Below are 17,690 nucleotides of genomic sequence, written 5' to 3'. Positions count from 1 at the left end.
TTTCCACCTATGATTATTTATAAGACTAGCATGGATTTTCACACATAAAGTGGTACAATAGGATTGAGCAATTATTACATAGCCTAAAGCAATATTGGATGGTAGATCGTAGTAAAAGGAGTTATACATATGATTTTATTTGACATTCTTTTAGTAATTGGAGCGTACTTAATTGGTTCGATTCCCTCGGGGTTAATTGTTGGAAAAGTGGGATATGGAATTGATATTAGGCAACATGGAAGTGGAAACCTTGGAGGAACAAATACATTCCGTACACTAGGAAAGAAAGCAGGAATAATCGTTACGCTAGCAGATATTTTAAAAGGTACACTAGCTGCAGCATTACCACTTATTTTCGGTAGTGAAATAAATCCGCTTTTATTTGGTGTGATAGCAGTAATCGGACATATGTACCCAATTTTCGCAGGTTTTAAAGGTGGAAAAGCTGTAGCTACTTCCGGAGGAGTCATACTATTATATCAACCTTTATTATTTTTAAGTGTTCTCCTCATTTTTTTAATTTCGTTAAAACTAACAAAATATGTGTCACTTTCATCAATTTTAACAGGTATCTTTGCACTTATATACAGTATCATTTATAGCGTGTTCTTTAAAACGGATATCCCGTTAGTTATTGTTATATCACTTTTAGCCTTTTTCGTGATATACCGCCACCGAGCCAATATTAAACGAATCAGGAACAAAACGGAACCAAAAATTACATGGTTATAAAGAAAAGCGCACGACACATGTATGTGGAGTGCGCTGGTTCTTATTTTTATTTTAAATATATCGATTGAAGAACTCAAGAATCGTTCGATTTACTTTTATTTCGTTTTCCTTCTTCGTAAAACCATGTCCTTCATCTTCTAGAACTAAATATTCTACATGCACACCTTGATCTTCAAGTGCCTGAACAATTTTATCAGATTCAGCTTTAACAACACGCGGATCATTAGCTCCTTGAATAACAAGCATCGGTTTTACCATGTTCTTTAAGAATGTGATTGGTGAGTACTCTATAAGCTTTTCTTTATCCTTAACAGGGTCACCAACCCATTGATTCATGACTGGTTTCCAATGATCTGGCACTGAATCAATAAACGAAAATAAATCACTTGGACCAAATATATCAACAACTGCCTTAAAGTACTCAGGATGTCTCCCATGTAATAATAAAGCCATATATCCTCCGTAACTACCACCCATTAGAAGGAGTTTCTCACGGTCAGCATAACCATTAGATAATAACCACTCAATTCCTTCAATATTATCTAGTCTAGGTCCATGACCCCAGTCACCTTCTACCATTTTCATAAAAGATAATCCATAACCAGAAGACCCTCGGAAATTAGGTGCGAATATACTGTATCCTCTTTGAACTAAAAATTGAAATAAGGCTCGAAAAGACTTTCTTTCAGCAGCTTGTGGTCCACCATGTGGCCATAATATCACATTACCATTACTTACTTCTTCTTTCGCCTTAAAAAATAAAGCTTCAATTTCTAAACCATCAAATGAAGGATATTTAACTACCTCTGGTTCACACAATTCATCTTTTTCAATTCCAGGCACACCGAAATTCGTACATGCCGTCCAGCCTTTATCTAGTCCTTCACTTTTATAAATATTAAAAGGCTCTATTGCAGAACGTCCAAGTACATAAAGGTTACCTTGTTCTGTAACCACTAGCTTCTGAATGACACTTACAGGAGTATCTAGTTTCGTTACTTCTTCATCAATCAATGAATATTTGTATAGGAAATCCTCAACACCTCTGGAACTTACAATATAGATTGATTGCTGTTCTTTGTTATATTTAATCGATTGGAAATCCTCTTGTTCAAAAGAAATTACTTTTGTAAAAGTTTTAGTTTGTAGATCAAACTTTGCTAAATATGAGAAATCCTCATTATAATCTGTGAGTAAGAATAATTCTGTATCAGATACAAATATCACAGATGACGTGGTGTGTTGCTTGTCAGTTTGAGGTGTTAGCAGATATTCCTGACCGTCAACAACCACATGTGCTAGGGTATATGTGTTGGCATAAAGTCTGAAATAAACTTGTTTTAATTCATCAGGACTGACGTCTAATAAGTACGTTGCAGCTTTTTCCCCTTTATTGATGAGTTTTTCGTTCTCTGTTAATAAATCATAGCAGTATGTATTCAAATATATAGAATTTTCCTTGGATGACGTGTAATATAGTCTGTTACCATCCTTCGATAGAATTGGAGACATATGACGTTCCCCATCTTGGACCCGAAGTGGGAATAATTCTCCACCCTTTGGTTGCATCGCATATAATTGAGTGTTTTCATCGCCATCATGATCAAAGCTAGCAATGACAAATCTTCCCTGCCCGTCAAACAATAACTCATGGCAACTTTGATCTATAAAAGTTAGCGGATAGGGAAAGTTATTTGGTAAGTCCATTCCCCATAAATTATACTTTCCACTAATGTTTGTACTTAAAATCAATTGATCTTCGTTTGGACTAACAGCAAAGTTTTGAATGGCTAATGTTCTAAAAAATTGTTCTACATCAGGTTTTTTAAATGTGATCATAAAGATCCCTTCTTTCTTTATCAATAGACATTTTAACTGGTGGTACTAATAATAGTTATTCGATAGGGACTAAAAAAAACCTCCCTTTTTATTTCGGATATTGAAATAAAGTTTTTTGAAGATTTTATGAAAATACCGCACAATTTTCAATTTCATATTATAGTTAAAGGTGAAAAGTTATCTTTCAACAAGCCTACAAGAGCTAATATATATAATGAATTGTGAATTTTATAAGAGGATTCAGTCAATATTATTGATTTACATACCATTAAAGAGGATACTATATGCTAAAGAAATCTCTGATTAGTTTTAGTTAGTATGGATTAGGGAAATGAATTGATTATAAGGAGGAAATAGTTTGGAAATTCAAATTGATACAAAAGCAGCGGATTGGTATAAAAGAGAGCTTAATTTGGGTAATGGAGATAGTGTACGGTTTTTTGTTCGCTATGGAGGGTCAAGTTCGATTCAACCAGGATTTTCACTTGGTGTTTCAAAAGATACTCCAGAAGATACCGGAAGTCAGACAAATGAATCAGGAATCATGTTTTTTATTCAAGAAGATGACTTATGGTATTTCAAAGATCATGATTTAATTATTAATTATGATGAAAAAGCAGAAGAGCCAGTTTTTAATTACCAATAATAAGGTGGGAATGTGTTCTGTTTCCTATCACAAGCAAGATAAAATGAGTGCCAATTTTTAAATAAAATTGACACTCATTTTTATTGAAGTAATACAAATTGATCTTACAAGAGTTTTACAATAGTCGGAATCTTTCCGTCTATTACAGCTAGTTTCAGAGCAATTTCCAAATTAAGAGGAATTTTTCCGCTTAATATCCAATCATGCTGATTCCATCATCAGGCTCAATGAATACCCGTCTCATATAGGTACGCTATGTGCAACAGAAAACAGAACCCGTTACCCATTACTACCTATCATCTTTTCTAATAGAGAACCTAGAAAGATGTTCATGCAATCCTTCAGCTTCCAGAATTCTTCTTTGAAAGTCTCCTAGTAAATCAAAATGTGGATAATCCTGGCGTTGATGAATCCATTCCTTCTTCAGCCCATACTTAGCTCCCCATTCTGCAAGTACCTCAATACTAGAACAACCAACCTTTGTCACTGTTTTGGCTTCACTAAAACGAGGATCTTGCCAATAGTGAGTTAGAAAAGCAATTTCACCTCTTGCCACTTTCATTTTCCATGAGTCTAATTCTTCTTTCTTTATTCCAAATGCCATTACTCATTCTCTCTTTTTTTAGCATTCTCATAGGCTTCGTGCCATTCAGGATAATGTTTCTTAAAGTGTATAGGTCTGAAAGAGTCTTTTTTAACACAGACATGAGAAGAATTGCCAGTAACTGCAACCTCTCCTGCTTCATTTACAATTTCATAGCCATATGTACTTCTAATTCCGTCATATTTCTCAATCCAAGTTGAAATCGTAGCGGTTTCACCATACCTTAATGGCTTCTTGTAAGAAACTTGAATATCGATTACTGGAGATATGATTCCATCTTCCTCCATACCAGCATAGCTAAAACCAAGATCTTTTATAAGAGCTGTTCTACCAATTTCCATCCAAACGAGATAATTGGCATGATAAACAACGCCCATTTGGTCTGTTTCAGCATATCTTACTTCTATTTCTTTTTTTGAAACATGCATGATTTTACCCCTTTTTCAATTATATATTTTAGAAGTAACTGCTCTAAATAAATTGAATAATATGAGTTATATTAACATAAATTCATTAATTTAGCATGTCTTATCACTTGAGTAACTAAAAAGAATAGAGGCCTTCCCAAAGGCCAAGTACTTGGCAACTTATGGGAAAGCCTCTATACTTATGTTCTACTTATTTATATCCATTTTCTCTATCACTTGCTTCATCTTTAATTTCACTTCTCATTGCGTCGATACTGTCTTGACGTCTTCTATTTTTGTCCTCAATACGTTGACGTTCTTCAGCAGAAGCAAAGCTCATTGTTTCTTGTGATTCTTCAATATTTTCAATGGTATTTTGAACCATATCTTGTAGCTTTTCTACATTATCACTGCGATCATCTGGCTTAGAATTTTGGTGATTCATTCGATTTTCCTCCTTTCAATATGTAAGTACAAACGTATTTTGCTCATGCGTGAGTGAAATTAAACACGCTTTTAATTGGCTACCTAAAATACCTAGTTCTTCCTATTTCCAATCGCTACAATCCACTCCCGTAAGGCAATTTCGAGGGCCTCCTGTCGCTAATCGTTTCATTGGTATAAGAAAAAGGCGTATGATGCATACGCCTTTCTTTATTTATTCACCTTTAGTTTGGATAACTTGTGCATGTTTTCCAGACTTATCTTGCATTTTCTTTCCTTTGTTCCCTCTAAATCCGCGAGGTTGAGTTCCTAAGTGATCTTGACTAAAATGGTTAGTTGTATCTCCACTCATACTATCGCCTCCCTTGCCTATATTATCACCGAGAGTATCGTTATGTATGAAAGGCAATTGTAGGAGAACAATCCATTTTTACTCTGCTTTATCAAGAAGTCTCTGCTCGAGACGTTCTTCAATTTTTTCTAATGCTGCATGATCTTTAAGTAGCTGCTGTTTATTTTCTAACACTAGTTCTTCAAAGGTTTGTTTTTTAATTTTTCTCACTATTCTCACCTCGACTTCTCATTTTCCTTATAATCTTTCCCTTATTTGGTGTGAATTATTACAACTTTTAGAAAATTTTATTTAAAGAGTAATAAAAAGATCTCTTTTATAGATTTTTGCTTTTAAAGCCGCCGCAGGCTGAATACACTCCGCGTCCGGCGGGTGACCAGTGAGCCTCCTCGTCGCTAAAGCTCCTGTGGGGTCTCACTTTGTCCACTGGTCCCGCAGGAGTCTACGTGTATTCAGCCTGCTAGTAACACTATTTCTACTGTGTCTAAAACCATAATTTTAGAAAAAAGCCTATTAAAAAAACTCCATTAAACGTATTGCACGTTCAATAGAGCTGTGTTCACTTTCAATCCATTTTTTCGAGAGTGTCTTCCATATACTCTAAACTCATAGCACCAGGAAAACGGTGATAGATGACCCCATTTGTATCAATAAAGTATGAAACGGGTAAATTTAGTACTTCATAATTACTACTTGTTTTATTTGTAACATCTAATAATACGGGGAACGTAAACCCATGTTCCTTCACAAAATCCTCAGCATTTTGCAAACTTTTTTCTGTTACGGTCATGTTAACTGCAAGAATGACTACATCTTCACTTTTATGATCGTGTAATTCCTGCATTGCCGGCATTTCCTCTAAGCAAGGTTCACACCATGAAGCCCAAAAATTCAAGAGAACTTTCTTACCCTTAAGTTCTGAAAGCTTAATGGTCCCTCCATCCACTACTTGTAATTCAAAGTCAGGTGCTTGATTACCAACCTCGACTCCAGTGACTTCACTTTTTTGTTTTTGCATCGCTTGAACGATCGCATAACCAATCATTAGCACCAAAACAAGTGAAATAATGATTGTTACTGTCTTCTTCATATGTATCCCCCAAACAGGTGAAATTTCCTTTATTTTATCATAAAACCATTCTAAACGTGCAAAAAATGCCGACCCTATTGGAGTCGGCATTTCATACAATCATTATGCTTTTAATTTATCACGTAGTACCATTTGAAGAATTCCACCATGACGGTAGTAGTCAACTTCAACTTCACTGTCGAAACGAACAAGAACTTCAAATTCTTGCTTGTTACCATCTTCATCAGTTGCTGTTACTTTTACATAATCACGTGGTTTAACTGTTTCATCAATTTGAACTTCAATTGTCTCTTTACCAGTTAATCCAAGCACTTCTGCGTTTTCACCTTGTTTAAATTGAAGTGGAAGTACACCCATTAACACAAGGTTACTACGGTGAATACGTTCAAAGCTTTCTGCAATTACTGTTTTAATTCCAAGAAGGTTTGTTCCTTTAGCAGCCCAGTCACGAGAACTTCCCATTCCATAATCATTACCAGCAAGTACAACTAAACCAGTTCCATCTTGCTTATAGCTCATACAAGCATCATAGATCGAAGTTACTTCACCAGTTGGCCAATGAGTTGTATAACCACCTTCAGTTCCAGGAGCTATTTGGTTTTTGATACGAATGTTTGCAAATGTACCACGCATCATTACTTCATGGTGACCACGACGAGAACCATAAGAGTTAAATTCTCTTGGTGTTACACCTTTTGATTGTAGGTATTTTCCTGCAGGCGTATCTTTACCAATTGAACCAGCTGGAGAAATGTGGTCAGTAGTAACAGAATCACCAAACTTAGCAACAACTCTCAATCCACTTAATGGCTTAACCTCACCTGCTTCAGGAGATAAATCCTCAAAGAAAGGTGGGTTTGCAATGTAAGTTGATTCATCATCCCACACATACAGTGCTTCATCTGTTGTTTCAATTTCATTCCAACGTTGATTATCTTCGAACACACGCTCATATTCTCTTCGGAATAATTCAGGAGTAACTGTTGATTTAACAGCATCCTTGATTTCACTTGTTGAAGGCCAAATATCTTTAAAGAATACATCATTACCTTCTTTATCTTTTCCAAGAGAATCATTTTGTAAGTCGATATCAACTGTACCAGCTAATGCATAAGCAACAACTAGTGGTGGTGATGCTAAATAGTTACCTTTAACTAGTGGATGAATACGGCCTTCAAAGTTACGGTTACCTGAAAGTACAGATGTAACTAAAAGGTCATTTTCAGCGACAGCTTTTTCAATTTCTTCAGCAAGAGGCCCAGAGTTACCGATACATGTTGTACAACCATAACCTACAGTGTTAAATCCTAATTTCTCAAGGTATGGAAGTAATCCAGCATCTTCTAAGTAACCTGTAACTACCTTTGAACCAGGAGCTAATGAAGTTTTCACATATTTAGGAACTTCTAATCCCTTTTCAGCAGCCTTTTTAGCAACTAATCCGGCACCTAACATAACAAATGGGTTAGAAGTGTTCGTACAGCTTGTAATTGCAGCGATTGCAATTGCTCCTGTTTTCATAGCTACTTCTTCACCATTATTGAATTTAACAGTAATTTCTTTATCAATATCGTCTGGAGTCAAACCATAACCTTGGTTTCCTGCTGGTGCAGCAAGAGCATCAGTAAATGATTGCTTCATTTTTGAAAGTGGAATTAAATCCTGTGGACGTTTTGGTCCAGAAAGATTTGGCTCAATATCTGCTAAATCGATTTCTACTAAAGCAGTAAATGTTGGATCTTCTAAATCAGGAGTATAAAATAAACCATTTGCTTTAGAATACTCTTCTACTACCTTAATTTGTTCCTCTTCACGACCAGTTAAACGAAGATATTCTAATGCTTCTCCATCAACTGGGAAGAAACCACAAGTAGCCCCATACTCAGGTGCCATGTTAGAAATTGTCGCACGATCAGCAAGTGGAAGTTGGGCAATTCCAGGTCCAAAGAACTCAACAAACTTTCCAACAACACCTTTTTGACGTAATACTTGTGTTACTTTAAGTGCAAGGTCAGTAGCTGTTGTTCCATTAGGAAGTGTACCAGTAAGCTTAACACCGATTACTTCAGGAACTGGGAAATATGAAGGTTGACCTAACATTCCAGCTTCCGCTTCAATACCACCAACACCCCAACCAAGTACACCAATACCATTAATCATTGTTGTATGTGAGTCAGTTCCTACTAATGTGTCTGGGAATGTTTCAAATTCACCATTTTCTCCCTCAATTGCATGTACAACATTTGCAAGGTACTCTAAGTTAACTTGGTGTACAATACCAGTTGCAGGCGGAACTGCACGATAGTTATCAAAAGATTTTTGTGCCCAGCTTAGGAACTTGTAACGCTCAGCATTACGTTCAAACTCTAGGTCCATATTAAATTGAAGCGAATCCATCGTTCCCGCTCTATCAACCTGTACAGAATGGTCAATAACTAAATCTACTGGGATTTCTGGATTGATTTTGTCAGGATCTCCACCTAGATCTGCCATAGCTTTACGTAAAGCAGCTAAATCTACTACTGCAGGAACTCCTGTGAAGTCTTGCAAAATGACACGGGAAGGCTTAAATGGAACATCTATTTCCTTTACTTCTTCCGTTCCCCATTTTGCTAGATTCTCAACATGCTCCTTTGTAATAACTCTTCCGTCTACTTGACGTAGAACCGATTCTAGAAGCACCTTAATTGAATATGGTAATTTTGAAACATTACCAACCTTTGCAGCTTCTAAAGCTTGCAATGAATAGTAGTTATACGTTTTTCCGTTCACACTAAATGATGAACGAGCATTAAAAACATCTTGTTTTGCCATATGTATTACCCCCTCTTATTAAATAGTAGTACAATTTCAACAAAATGTCGAAAATAAAGTGATAAAAAATCCCCATCTAAATTATAAGACAATATTATAGTAATACACTAGTGATTATAAGTAAATAAAAAGAAAGTTATTGATTAGAATAAGTTTTCCTTATGTAGCTATGATAAAAATGTTTTTTATGATGCTAATAATTTATATTAGATTGACTAAAAATAGAGGTGGAGGTGATACTGATGGCTAAACGCAAAGCAAACCATGTTCGTCCAGGGATGAATCACGCGGATGCCCAAGGAATTGGTGCTGGATACAATGAAGAGTTCTCAAATGAGCCATTAACAGCCGAACAACGTCAAAATAACAAAAAGCGTAAGAAAAACCAATAATAAACCAAGAGGCTGTCCCGATGATTTGTGTACAACACAAGTTGGGGACACCCTCTTTTTTGTCTGTTATTGATTTACCTCTTCAATAATTGATTGTAAATCTTCTTTATATTGAGTTAATTGAGCTAACTGTGTGTCTGAAGCTGTCTCAATTGCATTGTTTATTTGATTAAATGCCTCATTTACCTCATTTTTCAATCGTTTTAATTGAACACCATAATCTGGGTCATTATGGACAATGCTGTTATAAACATCCATTGCCTGATTTGTTCCTTGTTGTGCTGCTTGAAATGCTTGTTGTTTATCTTTATGATATGGCATTTTTTTATCCTCCTTAAACTTGTAAGTATCGTTATTAGCATCCCAAAAACACTAAAAAACATTACTTAATAAAGAGAATAAATTCATCTATATTTCTCATCCTAACTGTAGAAGGAGGGATTCAAATGACTAATAAAAACACTGGTGGAGATATCCGAAAAAATGCACCAAAGGGCCATAATCCTGGGCAGCCTGAACCACTTAGCGGTTCAAAAAAAGTGAAAAACCGTAACCATACACGCCAAAAAAATAATGCAAATCACGATCTTTAAGTCTTTAACATAATAGTTTGAGCTAACCACTATTCTAAAAGGAGGTGGTTAGCTCAAACCTGTTTATAATTGGCTACACGCCTTAACTACTTCCCCTAATTCATCTTGCGCAATTGTGCGAAAATCCAAAATGACACCATCCTTTTTTACTCTTGTGATGATGCTTGGCTTACCTGTTCTTAAAGAAACAGCTACTTCCTCTGCTGACTTATTACTATGGGTCAGGGACACAGTATAGGTTGGAATTTCAACATCTGGCATGGTTCCTCCACCCACCTGTGACACATCACTTTGAATGGTAAAAGTTAGATGCTCTTGATTTTTCATTTGTTCTATAAAATCTAAAGCTCGTTTCTCGATTTGATTCTCCGGGACAATTATATCTCGTATAGTTGGAATGGTTTCAAGCTCCTTCCCACCCTTTAGATATGTAAGAAGTGTTGCTTCGAGTGCTGCTAAAGTCATCTTATCTACCCTTAAGACACGTGCTAGTTGATGCTTCTTTAGCTTCTGAATAAGCTCTTTCTTACCAACTATGATACCGGCTTGCGGACCCCCGAGTAGTTTGTCTCCACTGAAGGAGATAATATCCGCTCCCTGATTAACTACTTCTGATACAATTGGTTCATCTCCTATACGAAGGGAACGATAATCAAATAAAACACCGCTACCTAGATCTTCATAGAATAGAACGTGGTCATTTTCTTTCTTTAAAGCGATTAATTCTTCAGCAGAGACAGTTTTTGTGAAGCCAATCGTCTTAAAGTTACTTGTATGTACTTTCATAATCATGGCCGTATTTTCATTAATTGCTTCTTCGTAGTCAAACAAATGAGTTTTATTTGTTGTTCCTACTTCAACTAGATTCGCTCCACTTTCCTTCATAATGCTAGAAACCCGAAAAGAACCTCCAATTTCTACTAATTGACCTCTCGAAACAATGACATCTTTCTCACTAGCTAATGCCCTTAACACAAGATAAACAGCAGCTGCATTATTGTTCACAACCATTGCAGCTTCTGCACCAGTAACCTGCTTCAATATTCCTTCAATAATATCATGCCTAGAACCTCTAGTCCCTTCCTCAACCCGGTACTCAAGATTTGAATAATTTCTAGCGATCTCAACGACCCTATTGATGGCTTCTTCACTAAGGCGCGCACGTCCCAAATTAGTATGTAAGACGGTACCTGTAGCATTAATTACCTTTTGGAGGTAGTAAGTAGTAAGACTCCCAGCTTTTTGATCCAGCTTCATGAAGATTTCTTTAAGAAAAGTCTCTTTGGAAGGCTCATTACCATTAGCATCCCAAGTGCCTGATAAAAGATGAACTCGTATGTCATTTATAACCTCTTGGAGCATTTCGGTTACTTTTTCATGGTTAATCTTATGCTTTTTAACAATTTCTTTAAATAATTCGTTTTTTTGTACCTCATGTATAGGTGGCAAATATCGTAAAAATTCTTTCATCATAAACCTCCAATGTTCTATAACAGTTGATGAAAATTGAAACAGTTCCATTTCTTTTGAATAGTATAAGTATAGCAATTAATCAGGGGGCATTTCCATGAAGAACAAAGATAACTCCAAACAATATCACTTAGATCGTTTTGATAAATGGATGCAACAGTTTTTGGATGATTCATTTAGATCATTTTTAGATAAAGAGCACTTCCAAATTGACCTTTTTGAAACGAGTGAAGAATTTATCATCGAAGCTGATCTTCCTTTAATTAAGAAGGAACAAATTACGATTCATTTTTCAGATGATATCTTAATCATAGAGGTTAAACCTTCCACAACTAATCTCCCTAACCATATCCTACTAAGAGAAATCACACTCCCATTCCTAATTGAGAAGAAACTGGTACGTGCCTTCTATAAAAATAACATCTTAGAAGTATTCATTAAAAAGGAAGGAGAAAGCACTAATCCAAACAACATCATCTCCATTGACTAATTTATTAAGAAGAAAAGGAGTTCTGTCATTGACAGGACTCCCCTCTTTCATACCTATTTATTTTCTAGTGTGTTTATAATTTCTTGAGTATCTGGAAATTTTCCGACTTCAAGTTTTGAATAGATCTTCTCTCCATTTACTGACACTTCAAATGCCCCACCTGAACTAGGTATTAATTCTAAATTGGAGATGTTATGACGAAAATGGTTAAATAACTCTTCTGCGAAACTCGCAGCTTTTGGTGCGTAGTTTCACTGCATGCAAAATTCTACAGCCAGTTTAAATGTTGTCATGATTTGGTTCCTCCTCTTATTCCTTATGTACTATTATTGTAGTACAATCTTCTCAAATTCTGCAATAGATATGATTTTTTGAATATGAATTGAATTTAGTGTTTTCTCTTATTTTACCCATACTCTATGGTTTTCTAAACGTTCCGTGAGTTTTAATTTATCATATAGTTCAAGTAAAGGAACTAAGTATTTCCTTGATAGTTGCAAGGTTTCTTTCGCATCCTTTAATTCAAACTTCTCGGGTTTCTCAGCTTTCAACTTATTAATTGAGTGTTCTAATGCTTCTTGGTGTAAATAGAGTTTATCATCCAAAGGATAGATTTGCTCCTTACCGAGTAAAAAGTGAAGTAAATCATTTGCTTCTTTAGCTGGAAGTCCAGATTGTGAAACATAATCTGCCCACGTTAATACATTTAACCCATCATTTTTAATAGCAAGTACGACACTTTCCATTCTTTTTGCCCATTGAGCTGGAAATGTTGGTTCAAAAGAATACAATGAAATAAATTGATCTACCCTTTTAATCGTATGCTCTTTGATAAGCTCATTAATTTTGAACTCTATTAAATCCTTTTTAAATTTCTTTGAAAGTAATTGAGACATCTCAGCCTTGTTTATACCAATCATAAGTGGATTCAATTGATGAAATTGATTAACAGATTCTAGAATTTGCTCGCCTATGCCACTGATGACAGAAGCAGAACTATACATTCCTTCTTTAATTGAGATCATTTCTGGAGAATCCAGTAGTTCATGTATAGCCTCAATGGTTATGCCTGTTTCTTTGCTTAAATCAGCAATAGACAAAACTTGATGATGATTCAAAGTCCTTTTAACACGTTCAATTGGAGTCCCCTCTTGTTTATCCTTTAGCATTTTTATCGTAGCTTCACCAAAGCGATACTTTTCAGCATTAGGATCAACGACCCAACCCCCACCAATAGTTTCTGCTGGTGTTGGCCTTCTTAAAATAAACCTGTCCCCTCGCTTTGTAACGATTTCTTCATCTAGTCGAAGTTGACAAAGGACTTCCCCTTCTTCATTTTCCACTTCATTTCGATCAAAAAAGATTAATTTACCCATAACCTCAGTTGTTCCAATATGACATTTAACTTGAGCTCTTTGTTTAATGAGGTATTTTAAGGGATTGACGAACCTTAATGCAATATCAATCGTCTTTGTCACAATATAGTCATTAGAAGAAACCAGTACATCTCCACGTTTAATTTCTGCTTTGGTCACTCCACCTAAATTAATCGCGACACGTTGACCAGCAGAAGCCGTGTTTACTTGATGATGATGAACTTGAAGTTGGCGAGCTTTTACTTCTATATTTTTAGGAAGCACCCTTAAGACACGATCAACCTCTACCGCCCCTTCATAAATTGTCCCTCGTACAACCGTTCCTTGGCCTTTTACAGAAAAGACCTGATCAATAGGCAAACGGAAACTTCCGCTAATTTTTTGTTCTTCAATCATATTTAATTCTTCTTCTATTTTAGATTTTAATAAATCTAGTCCGATATGTGATAGACTATCTACTAAAACAATAGGAGCATCTTGAAATACGGTTCCTTCAAGCTGTTCTTTAATATCATCTTCAACTAACTCGACAAACTCAGGATCAACTCGATCAATTTTCGATACAGCGATAATCCCTCTTTCAATACCAAGAAAGGATAAAATCTCTAGATGCTCTCTCGTCTGTGGCATGACCCCTTCGTCAGCAGCCACTACTAAAATCACCAAATCAATCCCAGCTACTCCTGCAATCATCTGTCGAATAAATCGTTCATGTCCGGGAACATCCACTACAGATACTTCCATCTCATCATTTATATGTAAAGGTGCAAAACCTAGCTCAATGGATATTTGTCGCTCTTTCTCTTCCTTTAAACGATCAGTATCAACATTGGTTAATGCCTTTGTTAATGTTGTCTTACCATGATCAATATGACCTGCCATTCCAATTGTATAATAACGTTGTCCCACTCTTACTACCTACCTTCTACCGCACAATTATACAAATACTTTAACGGGAAAATCAGTCAGAATCAAGCCAGAGCAACTATTAATTAGGCAATCATAGCTATCACTTGAAATTTTTTTTATAATCAGGCATAATAGTAAACATGTCATTTTATCTAATAAAAAATGGGGTTGATTGGGGTACTGGTGTCCCTCACGGTCTTCAAAACCGATTGTGCGGCGCGTGACGTCGCAGCTGGGTTCGATTCCCAGGCAGTCCCGCCAAATTTACGATTACTTCACGGTTCTCTTTTGAAATAAGAAGTTATATGTTGACTAACCTACATAATGCATTTATTTTTTAGTACATATAAGTTCGGAACTTGAATGCTTTAGTACACACGCCATACAAGGGCGTTTTTATTTTGGTAAAATTTAATTCGACATAACAAAGTTTGAATCGAATTGTTACCAGTTAGAAACTGCCATTAAAAGAATAGAAACGATAAAAACAATAAAAAAGAATGGTAGGTAATATGTTTTTTCTTGTTGTGTTTTATGTTTTCTTTCATAACCCTTCCAACCAATAAAAAGACCTAAAAACATTCCTATAATGCCGAAACGTAAGATTAAAACGATATATTCTATGACAGGCTTATATGTAGTTTGTGTAACACCATTACCTACCTGTGTAACTTCTTTATAATCAACAAACAAAATAGAAACTGCCAATCCAATCAAAAATCCATATATACTAGATTTTCTTAATCTACTCTCCATTAATTATATTCTCCCTTTACCCAAAGTCTTTAAATAGATTTATTATCTACTTTTCTACTTCTGCACAAGATTCCAATTCCTCTACCAGCAAATATTAAAGCAAAAGCTAATATGAAATTAATATTAATATTAGTAAAAATATAGAGTATGAGCATTAACATAACTACACAAATATCAAAACTAATTAGCCTCATATAGCCTGATCAAACGATCTAAATTCAATAATTTTCAAGTACATTTAATCCACCAGATATGCCAAAAGGAATTTCTTCGTTTCCATCCTTCACAAAACCTATTAAATTAACATTGGGATTCTCAAAATCAAGTAATTCTGTATTGGAAAACACCTCATTTATGGGAGCAAAAATTGTAAAAACTATCGTCTCTCCAGTTTTAAGATTAATTTGTCTTGTTAAGTTATCTGCTTTTCCTTCAACAGAAAAAGGATTATCTTTTGATCCGTTTGACGTTTTTATTGGGTAAGTTAAATTTAACCTAAGATGTGTTAAATCAAATCCAGTGTTGTTTACTATTTCTATTGTATAGGATTTAAACTCATTTGTTGATTCAGTATGAACAACAGTGAAAGCAATATTTTCATCATTAAACTGTTCGTTTGAACAGCCAAACAATACAGCAAGAAACATAATTGAGCTAAATAACATCAAATACCTTTTCTTCATCTTAGTCCCCCATTATACTGAAACTCTGTTATCTGCCTCGAAACGAATCATTGTCCACAAGCCAATGTCGGTAAATCCTAAACGTTTATAAATTTTCCCAGCTGCGGGATTTTCATAAAATAAACAAAGTGATTTCCCCTCTGCTAATAAATCACTGCACAGCTTTTCCATACATAATGTTGCATACCCTCTTCGTTCAAAGCCTGGTCTTGTGCCAACACCAACAACCATGGCAGATTGAGAATTTTCTGCTGTTGTAGATGCTGATGCAACCATTGTACCTTGCTCGTTTCGCACAATACAAGTTCTTCCAGTTTTGAAATTTTCAGCACGTTCTCTCGCTTCTACACTAAAATTCCCGTTTGCAAACTCAGGTATTGCACGTAACATTTCTACATTTTCATGATATTCGGATGGCTGTAAATAGTTTGCACGCTTTATTCTTTCTTCATCTATCTCATAACTTAAACCCGCACATTTCGCATAATATGTTTCACTATGTTTCCTAACATCCCTATTTATTAATCCTTGTAAGGGCTCAATTAAATGCTTTAGTCCACTTAATTCAACTCGCTCGGGATTACGATTGATGATTTCTGAAAATCCTTTTACATCATAATGTTGCTCACTAAACGGGATATAATTTTGGTCGTATCTTAACAAGACAGCAATCAATTTGTCGTCTTGAAATTGCCCCCAAATCTCTTGGAAATTGGAATCATAACCATATGCTTCAATATCCCCTATAATAAATAAATTTTCTGCTGGTTTATGACCGATTAACGAAAATACTAATTCATGGTCATCTTTTTTTAACTTACGAATCATCCTATCTCCCCCTAGAGTCTTGTTTACTTCAAGTATATTTTTTCACATACCTAACCCATTCTAATTAAGAACCTACTTCCAAGTAGCCAAATCATAATTTGGATATCTTCCACACCTTTTAAGAAATTCCTTTAATTCTTCTTTACTTTAGTTTAATAATAAAACAGTATTAAGAGAAGAGTTAACTACTTCTTGAAGACCTCGTCATGCCCTGCATATGGTTGTCCAAATTGGTATTCGCAATGCTTGTAAAAAGAAAACAAGTGACAAGATAATCTCTCGTTATAAAAGACTAAGAGAGTTTTACGAGGAAAAACGGGAAGAAGAAAAATCCTTCTGAGTAGAAGGTAATGCATGTGTGATTTTTAGTAACCTACCACTATTTTTTTATATACATTCCATAAAAAGAGCGTCAATCCCTTCTAAGATAAACGCTCCCAGTTAGTCGAATAACCCTCTAAGTCCCATTCCACATTCTATTAACTTCTTTTAGATTCTTATTATCAAAAGATAATTTATAAATATCTGGCATATTAAGGTCTTTCCAAAAACTAAAATCATATTTTTTATCAAAATAATTCATAATTAGAACCATTATATTACCGTGTGTTCCTACTGCAATGTTTTTACCTTCATACATGTCTAATACTCTTAAAATTGTCCTTATCCCGCGTTTTTGTGCAATAATATTGGATTCTCCTCCTTCCCAAGAAAAGGAAGGTTTCTCCCATACTTTTGTTATAGCAAAATTAAAATCCTCAACAGGTTTTACAGATAAGGTCCGTTCCTTAAGATCATCCTCAATTATAACTTCTTTCCCTATAAATTTTGCGACTCCCTCAACCGTTTGAATCGCCCTGTTGTATGGACTGGAAATGATTATATCGATATTTTCATTTTCGAGAATTTCACAAATCCTTTCTGCATCAGCGAGACCCTTAATGGATAAAGGTCTTCCTAATTCATCAGGTGTATATGTAGAATGGGCATGTCGTACAAAGTATATATTAGTTAGCAAAATTGTCCTCTCCATCTAATTTTCTTTTAATAATTCAATATCAATAATCTTTTTCCTTCTTCAACTTTACTATCTGTTAGTCCCAAAGGAAAAAATCGCAGTAGCGCTCCCATTTTTAACTCTTGCCCCCGTTAGCTGAATAAGGATTATTTATTCTTTGCTTAATTTTTCAAGTTTTGATATTGCCCTTTTAGCAGTATTTCTAATCCAAGTTATTTCATGATTAATGAATGGCTTAATATAGGTT

At 35.2% G+C, this 17,690-nt stretch carries 21 protein-coding genes and 1 tRNA gene; 6 read left to right on the top strand and 16 right to left on the bottom strand.

The annotated features are described in order from the left end of the window. The first annotated feature begins 129 nt into the window (after positions 1-129). Positions 130-732: a glycerol-3-phosphate 1-O-acyltransferase PlsY gene (gene plsY / locus BLQ56_RS07195; RefSeq protein WP_090851636.1), complete on the top strand. Its 603-nt coding sequence runs from the start codon at positions 130-132 to the stop codon at positions 730-732. 51 nt (positions 733-783) lie between these two features. Here the strand turns inward: plsY and BLQ56_RS07190 are convergent, their stop codons facing one another. Further along, positions 784-2,571, bottom strand: a complete 1,788-nt coding sequence (locus BLQ56_RS07190) for a S9 family peptidase (RefSeq protein ID WP_090851632.1) — start codon at positions 2,569-2,571, stop codon at positions 784-786. A gap of 358 nt (positions 2,572-2,929) precedes the next feature. On the opposite strand from BLQ56_RS07190, the gene BLQ56_RS07185 reads away from it, so the two are divergent. Further along, positions 2,930-3,217 carry a HesB/YadR/YfhF family protein gene (locus tag BLQ56_RS07185; protein WP_090851629.1) on the top strand — a complete coding sequence of 96 codons (288 nt, stop codon included), beginning with the start codon at positions 2,930-2,932 and terminating at the stop codon, positions 3,215-3,217. A gap of 289 nt (positions 3,218-3,506) precedes the next feature. Here BLQ56_RS07185 and BLQ56_RS07180 read toward each other — a convergent pair whose 3' ends face one another. The 7 genes from BLQ56_RS07180 to acnA form a co-directional block, all read right to left on the bottom strand. Further along, entirely contained in the window at positions 3,507-3,821 is a 315-nt protein-coding gene (locus BLQ56_RS07180) for a hypothetical protein (RefSeq protein WP_090851624.1), read from the bottom strand. Continuing rightward, the gene (locus BLQ56_RS07175) at positions 3,821-4,249 is read right to left on the bottom strand and encodes an acyl-CoA thioesterase (RefSeq protein WP_090851622.1); all 429 of its coding nucleotides are present in this window, start codon (positions 4,247-4,249) and stop codon (positions 3,821-3,823) included. Before BLQ56_RS07175 ends, BLQ56_RS07180 begins: the two co-directional genes overlap by 1 nt. 190 nt (positions 4,250-4,439) lie before the next feature. Beyond that, positions 4,440-4,673, bottom strand: a complete 234-nt coding sequence (gene tlp, locus BLQ56_RS07170; protein WP_090851619.1) for a small acid-soluble spore protein Tlp — start codon at positions 4,671-4,673, stop codon at positions 4,440-4,442. 213 nt (positions 4,674-4,886) lie between these two features. Further along, entirely contained in the window at positions 4,887-5,024 is a 138-nt protein-coding gene (locus BLQ56_RS07165; RefSeq protein ID WP_090851616.1) for an acid-soluble spore protein N, read from the bottom strand. Between the two features lie 78 nt (positions 5,025-5,102). Further along, positions 5,103-5,234: an FbpB family small basic protein gene (locus BLQ56_RS07160; protein ID WP_090851613.1), complete on the bottom strand. Its 132-nt coding sequence runs from the start codon at positions 5,232-5,234 to the stop codon at positions 5,103-5,105. Between the two features lie 355 nt (positions 5,235-5,589). After that, positions 5,590-6,114 carry a redoxin domain-containing protein gene (locus tag BLQ56_RS07155; RefSeq protein ID WP_090851610.1) on the bottom strand — a complete coding sequence of 175 codons (525 nt, stop codon included), beginning with the start codon at positions 6,112-6,114 and terminating at the stop codon, positions 5,590-5,592. Between the two features lie 102 nt (positions 6,115-6,216). After that, positions 6,217-8,928, bottom strand: a complete 2,712-nt coding sequence (gene acnA, locus BLQ56_RS07150) for an aconitate hydratase AcnA (protein ID WP_090851607.1) — start codon at positions 8,926-8,928, stop codon at positions 6,217-6,219. Positions 8,929-9,170: 242 nt separating this feature from the next. On the opposite strand from acnA, the gene sspO reads away from it, so the two are divergent. Further along, the gene (sspO, locus tag BLQ56_RS07145; RefSeq protein WP_078550625.1) at positions 9,171-9,320 is read left to right on the top strand and encodes a small acid-soluble spore protein O; all 150 of its coding nucleotides are present in this window, start codon (positions 9,171-9,173) and stop codon (positions 9,318-9,320) included. Positions 9,321-9,386: 66 nt separating this feature from the next. On the opposite strand, the gene BLQ56_RS07140 is transcribed toward sspO, so the two are convergent. Continuing rightward, positions 9,387-9,641 carry a hypothetical protein gene (locus BLQ56_RS07140; protein WP_090851604.1) on the bottom strand — a complete coding sequence of 85 codons (255 nt, stop codon included), beginning with the start codon at positions 9,639-9,641 and terminating at the stop codon, positions 9,387-9,389. 125 nt (positions 9,642-9,766) lie between these two features. On the opposite strand from BLQ56_RS07140, the gene BLQ56_RS07135 reads away from it, so the two are divergent. Continuing rightward, positions 9,767-9,913, top strand: coding sequence for a small acid-soluble spore protein P (locus BLQ56_RS07135; protein ID WP_090851601.1), 147 nt, complete (start codon positions 9,767-9,769; stop codon positions 9,911-9,913). A gap of 63 nt (positions 9,914-9,976) precedes the next feature. On the opposite strand, the gene selA is transcribed toward BLQ56_RS07135, so the two are convergent. Next, positions 9,977-11,383 carry an L-seryl-tRNA(Sec) selenium transferase gene (gene selA / locus BLQ56_RS07130; RefSeq protein WP_090851599.1) on the bottom strand — a complete coding sequence of 469 codons (1,407 nt, stop codon included), beginning with the start codon at positions 11,381-11,383 and terminating at the stop codon, positions 9,977-9,979. A 97-nt stretch (positions 11,384-11,480) separates the two neighbouring features. Between selA and BLQ56_RS07125 the strand changes: the two genes are divergently transcribed. Next, positions 11,481-11,873, top strand: a complete 393-nt coding sequence (locus BLQ56_RS07125; RefSeq protein ID WP_090851596.1) for an Hsp20/alpha crystallin family protein — start codon at positions 11,481-11,483, stop codon at positions 11,871-11,873. A gap of 53 nt (positions 11,874-11,926) precedes the next feature. Here the strand turns inward: BLQ56_RS07125 and BLQ56_RS24030 are convergent, their stop codons facing one another. Further along, the gene (locus tag BLQ56_RS24030; RefSeq protein WP_338011841.1) at positions 11,927-12,166 is read right to left on the bottom strand and encodes an Rdx family protein; all 240 of its coding nucleotides are present in this window, start codon (positions 12,164-12,166) and stop codon (positions 11,927-11,929) included. Positions 12,167-12,274: 108 nt separating this feature from the next. Next, the gene (gene selB / locus BLQ56_RS07115) at positions 12,275-14,158 is read right to left on the bottom strand and encodes a selenocysteine-specific translation elongation factor (RefSeq protein ID WP_090851589.1); all 1,884 of its coding nucleotides are present in this window, start codon (positions 14,156-14,158) and stop codon (positions 12,275-12,277) included. Positions 14,159-14,322: 164 nt separating this feature from the next. Between selB and BLQ56_RS23380 the strand changes: the two genes are divergently transcribed. Then, positions 14,323-14,419: transfer RNA gene (locus tag BLQ56_RS23380), tRNA-Sec, on the top strand. A 183-nt stretch (positions 14,420-14,602) separates the two neighbouring features. Here BLQ56_RS23380 and BLQ56_RS07110 read toward each other — a convergent pair. The 4 genes from BLQ56_RS07110 to BLQ56_RS07095 all read right to left on the bottom strand — a co-directional run bounded on the left by BLQ56_RS07110 (position 14,603) and on the right by BLQ56_RS07095 (position 17,443). Further along, positions 14,603-14,914: a hypothetical protein gene (locus tag BLQ56_RS07110; RefSeq protein WP_175490221.1), complete on the bottom strand. Its 312-nt coding sequence runs from the start codon at positions 14,912-14,914 to the stop codon at positions 14,603-14,605. Positions 14,915-15,132: 218 nt separating this feature from the next. Next, the gene (locus tag BLQ56_RS07105; RefSeq protein ID WP_090851587.1) at positions 15,133-15,597 is read right to left on the bottom strand and encodes a hypothetical protein; all 465 of its coding nucleotides are present in this window, start codon (positions 15,595-15,597) and stop codon (positions 15,133-15,135) included. Between the two features lie 12 nt (positions 15,598-15,609). Continuing rightward, positions 15,610-16,425 (bottom strand): GNAT family N-acetyltransferase, encoded by an 816-nt coding sequence (locus BLQ56_RS07100; RefSeq protein ID WP_090851583.1) that lies wholly within the window; start codon positions 16,423-16,425, stop codon positions 15,610-15,612. Between the two features lie 457 nt (positions 16,426-16,882). After that, positions 16,883-17,443: a histidine phosphatase family protein gene (locus BLQ56_RS07095; protein ID WP_090851580.1), complete on the bottom strand. Its 561-nt coding sequence runs from the start codon at positions 17,441-17,443 to the stop codon at positions 16,883-16,885. Between the last annotated feature and the right edge of the window lie 247 nt (positions 17,444-17,690).

The organism is Litchfieldia salsa (assembly GCF_900104555.1).
GTDB classification, from domain to species: Bacteria; Bacillota; Bacilli; order Bacillales; family Bacillaceae_L; genus Litchfieldia; species Litchfieldia salsa.
This window is presented reverse-complemented; position numbering and strand designations above follow the sequence as displayed.

What these genes read in the sequence shown, in the direction of transcription:
- plsY (WP_090851636.1), top strand. Translation starts at nt 130, where the DNA reads ATGATTTTATTTGACATTCTTTTAGTAATTGGAGCGTACTTAATTGGT.
- BLQ56_RS07190 (WP_090851632.1), bottom strand. Translation starts at nt 2,571, where the DNA reads ATGATCACATTTAAAAAACCTGATGTAGAACAATTTTTTAGAACATTA.
- BLQ56_RS07180 (WP_090851624.1), bottom strand. Translation starts at nt 3,821, where the DNA reads ATGGCATTTGGAATAAAGAAAGAAGAATTAGACTCATGGAAAATGAAA.
- BLQ56_RS07175 (WP_090851622.1), bottom strand. Translation starts at nt 4,249, where the DNA reads ATGCATGTTTCAAAAAAAGAAATAGAAGTAAGATATGCTGAAACAGAC.
- tlp (WP_090851619.1), bottom strand. Translation starts at nt 4,673, where the DNA reads ATGAATCACCAAAATTCTAAGCCAGATGATCGCAGTGATAATGTAGAA.
- BLQ56_RS07165 (WP_090851616.1), bottom strand. Translation starts at nt 5,024, where the DNA reads ATGAGTGGAGATACAACTAACCATTTTAGTCAAGATCACTTAGGAACT.
- BLQ56_RS07155 (WP_090851610.1), bottom strand. Translation starts at nt 6,114, where the DNA reads ATGAAGAAGACAGTAACAATCATTATTTCACTTGTTTTGGTGCTAATG.
- acnA (WP_090851607.1), bottom strand. Translation starts at nt 8,928, where the DNA reads ATGGCAAAACAAGATGTTTTTAATGCTCGTTCATCATTTAGTGTGAAC.
- sspO (WP_078550625.1), top strand. Translation starts at nt 9,171, where the DNA reads ATGGCTAAACGCAAAGCAAACCATGTTCGTCCAGGGATGAATCACGCG.
- BLQ56_RS07140 (WP_090851604.1), bottom strand. Translation starts at nt 9,641, where the DNA reads ATGCCATATCATAAAGATAAACAACAAGCATTTCAAGCAGCACAACAA.
- BLQ56_RS07135 (WP_090851601.1), top strand. Translation starts at nt 9,767, where the DNA reads ATGACTAATAAAAACACTGGTGGAGATATCCGAAAAAATGCACCAAAG.
- selA (WP_090851599.1), bottom strand. Translation starts at nt 11,383, where the DNA reads ATGAAAGAATTTTTACGATATTTGCCACCTATACATGAGGTACAAAAA.
- BLQ56_RS07125 (WP_090851596.1), top strand. Translation starts at nt 11,481, where the DNA reads ATGAAGAACAAAGATAACTCCAAACAATATCACTTAGATCGTTTTGAT.
- BLQ56_RS07110 (WP_175490221.1), bottom strand. Translation starts at nt 14,914, where the DNA reads ATGGAGAGTAGATTAAGAAAATCTAGTATATATGGATTTTTGATTGGA.
- BLQ56_RS07105 (WP_090851587.1), bottom strand. Translation starts at nt 15,597, where the DNA reads ATGAAGAAAAGGTATTTGATGTTATTTAGCTCAATTATGTTTCTTGCT.
- BLQ56_RS07100 (WP_090851583.1), bottom strand. Translation starts at nt 16,425, where the DNA reads ATGATTCGTAAGTTAAAAAAAGATGACCATGAATTAGTATTTTCGTTA.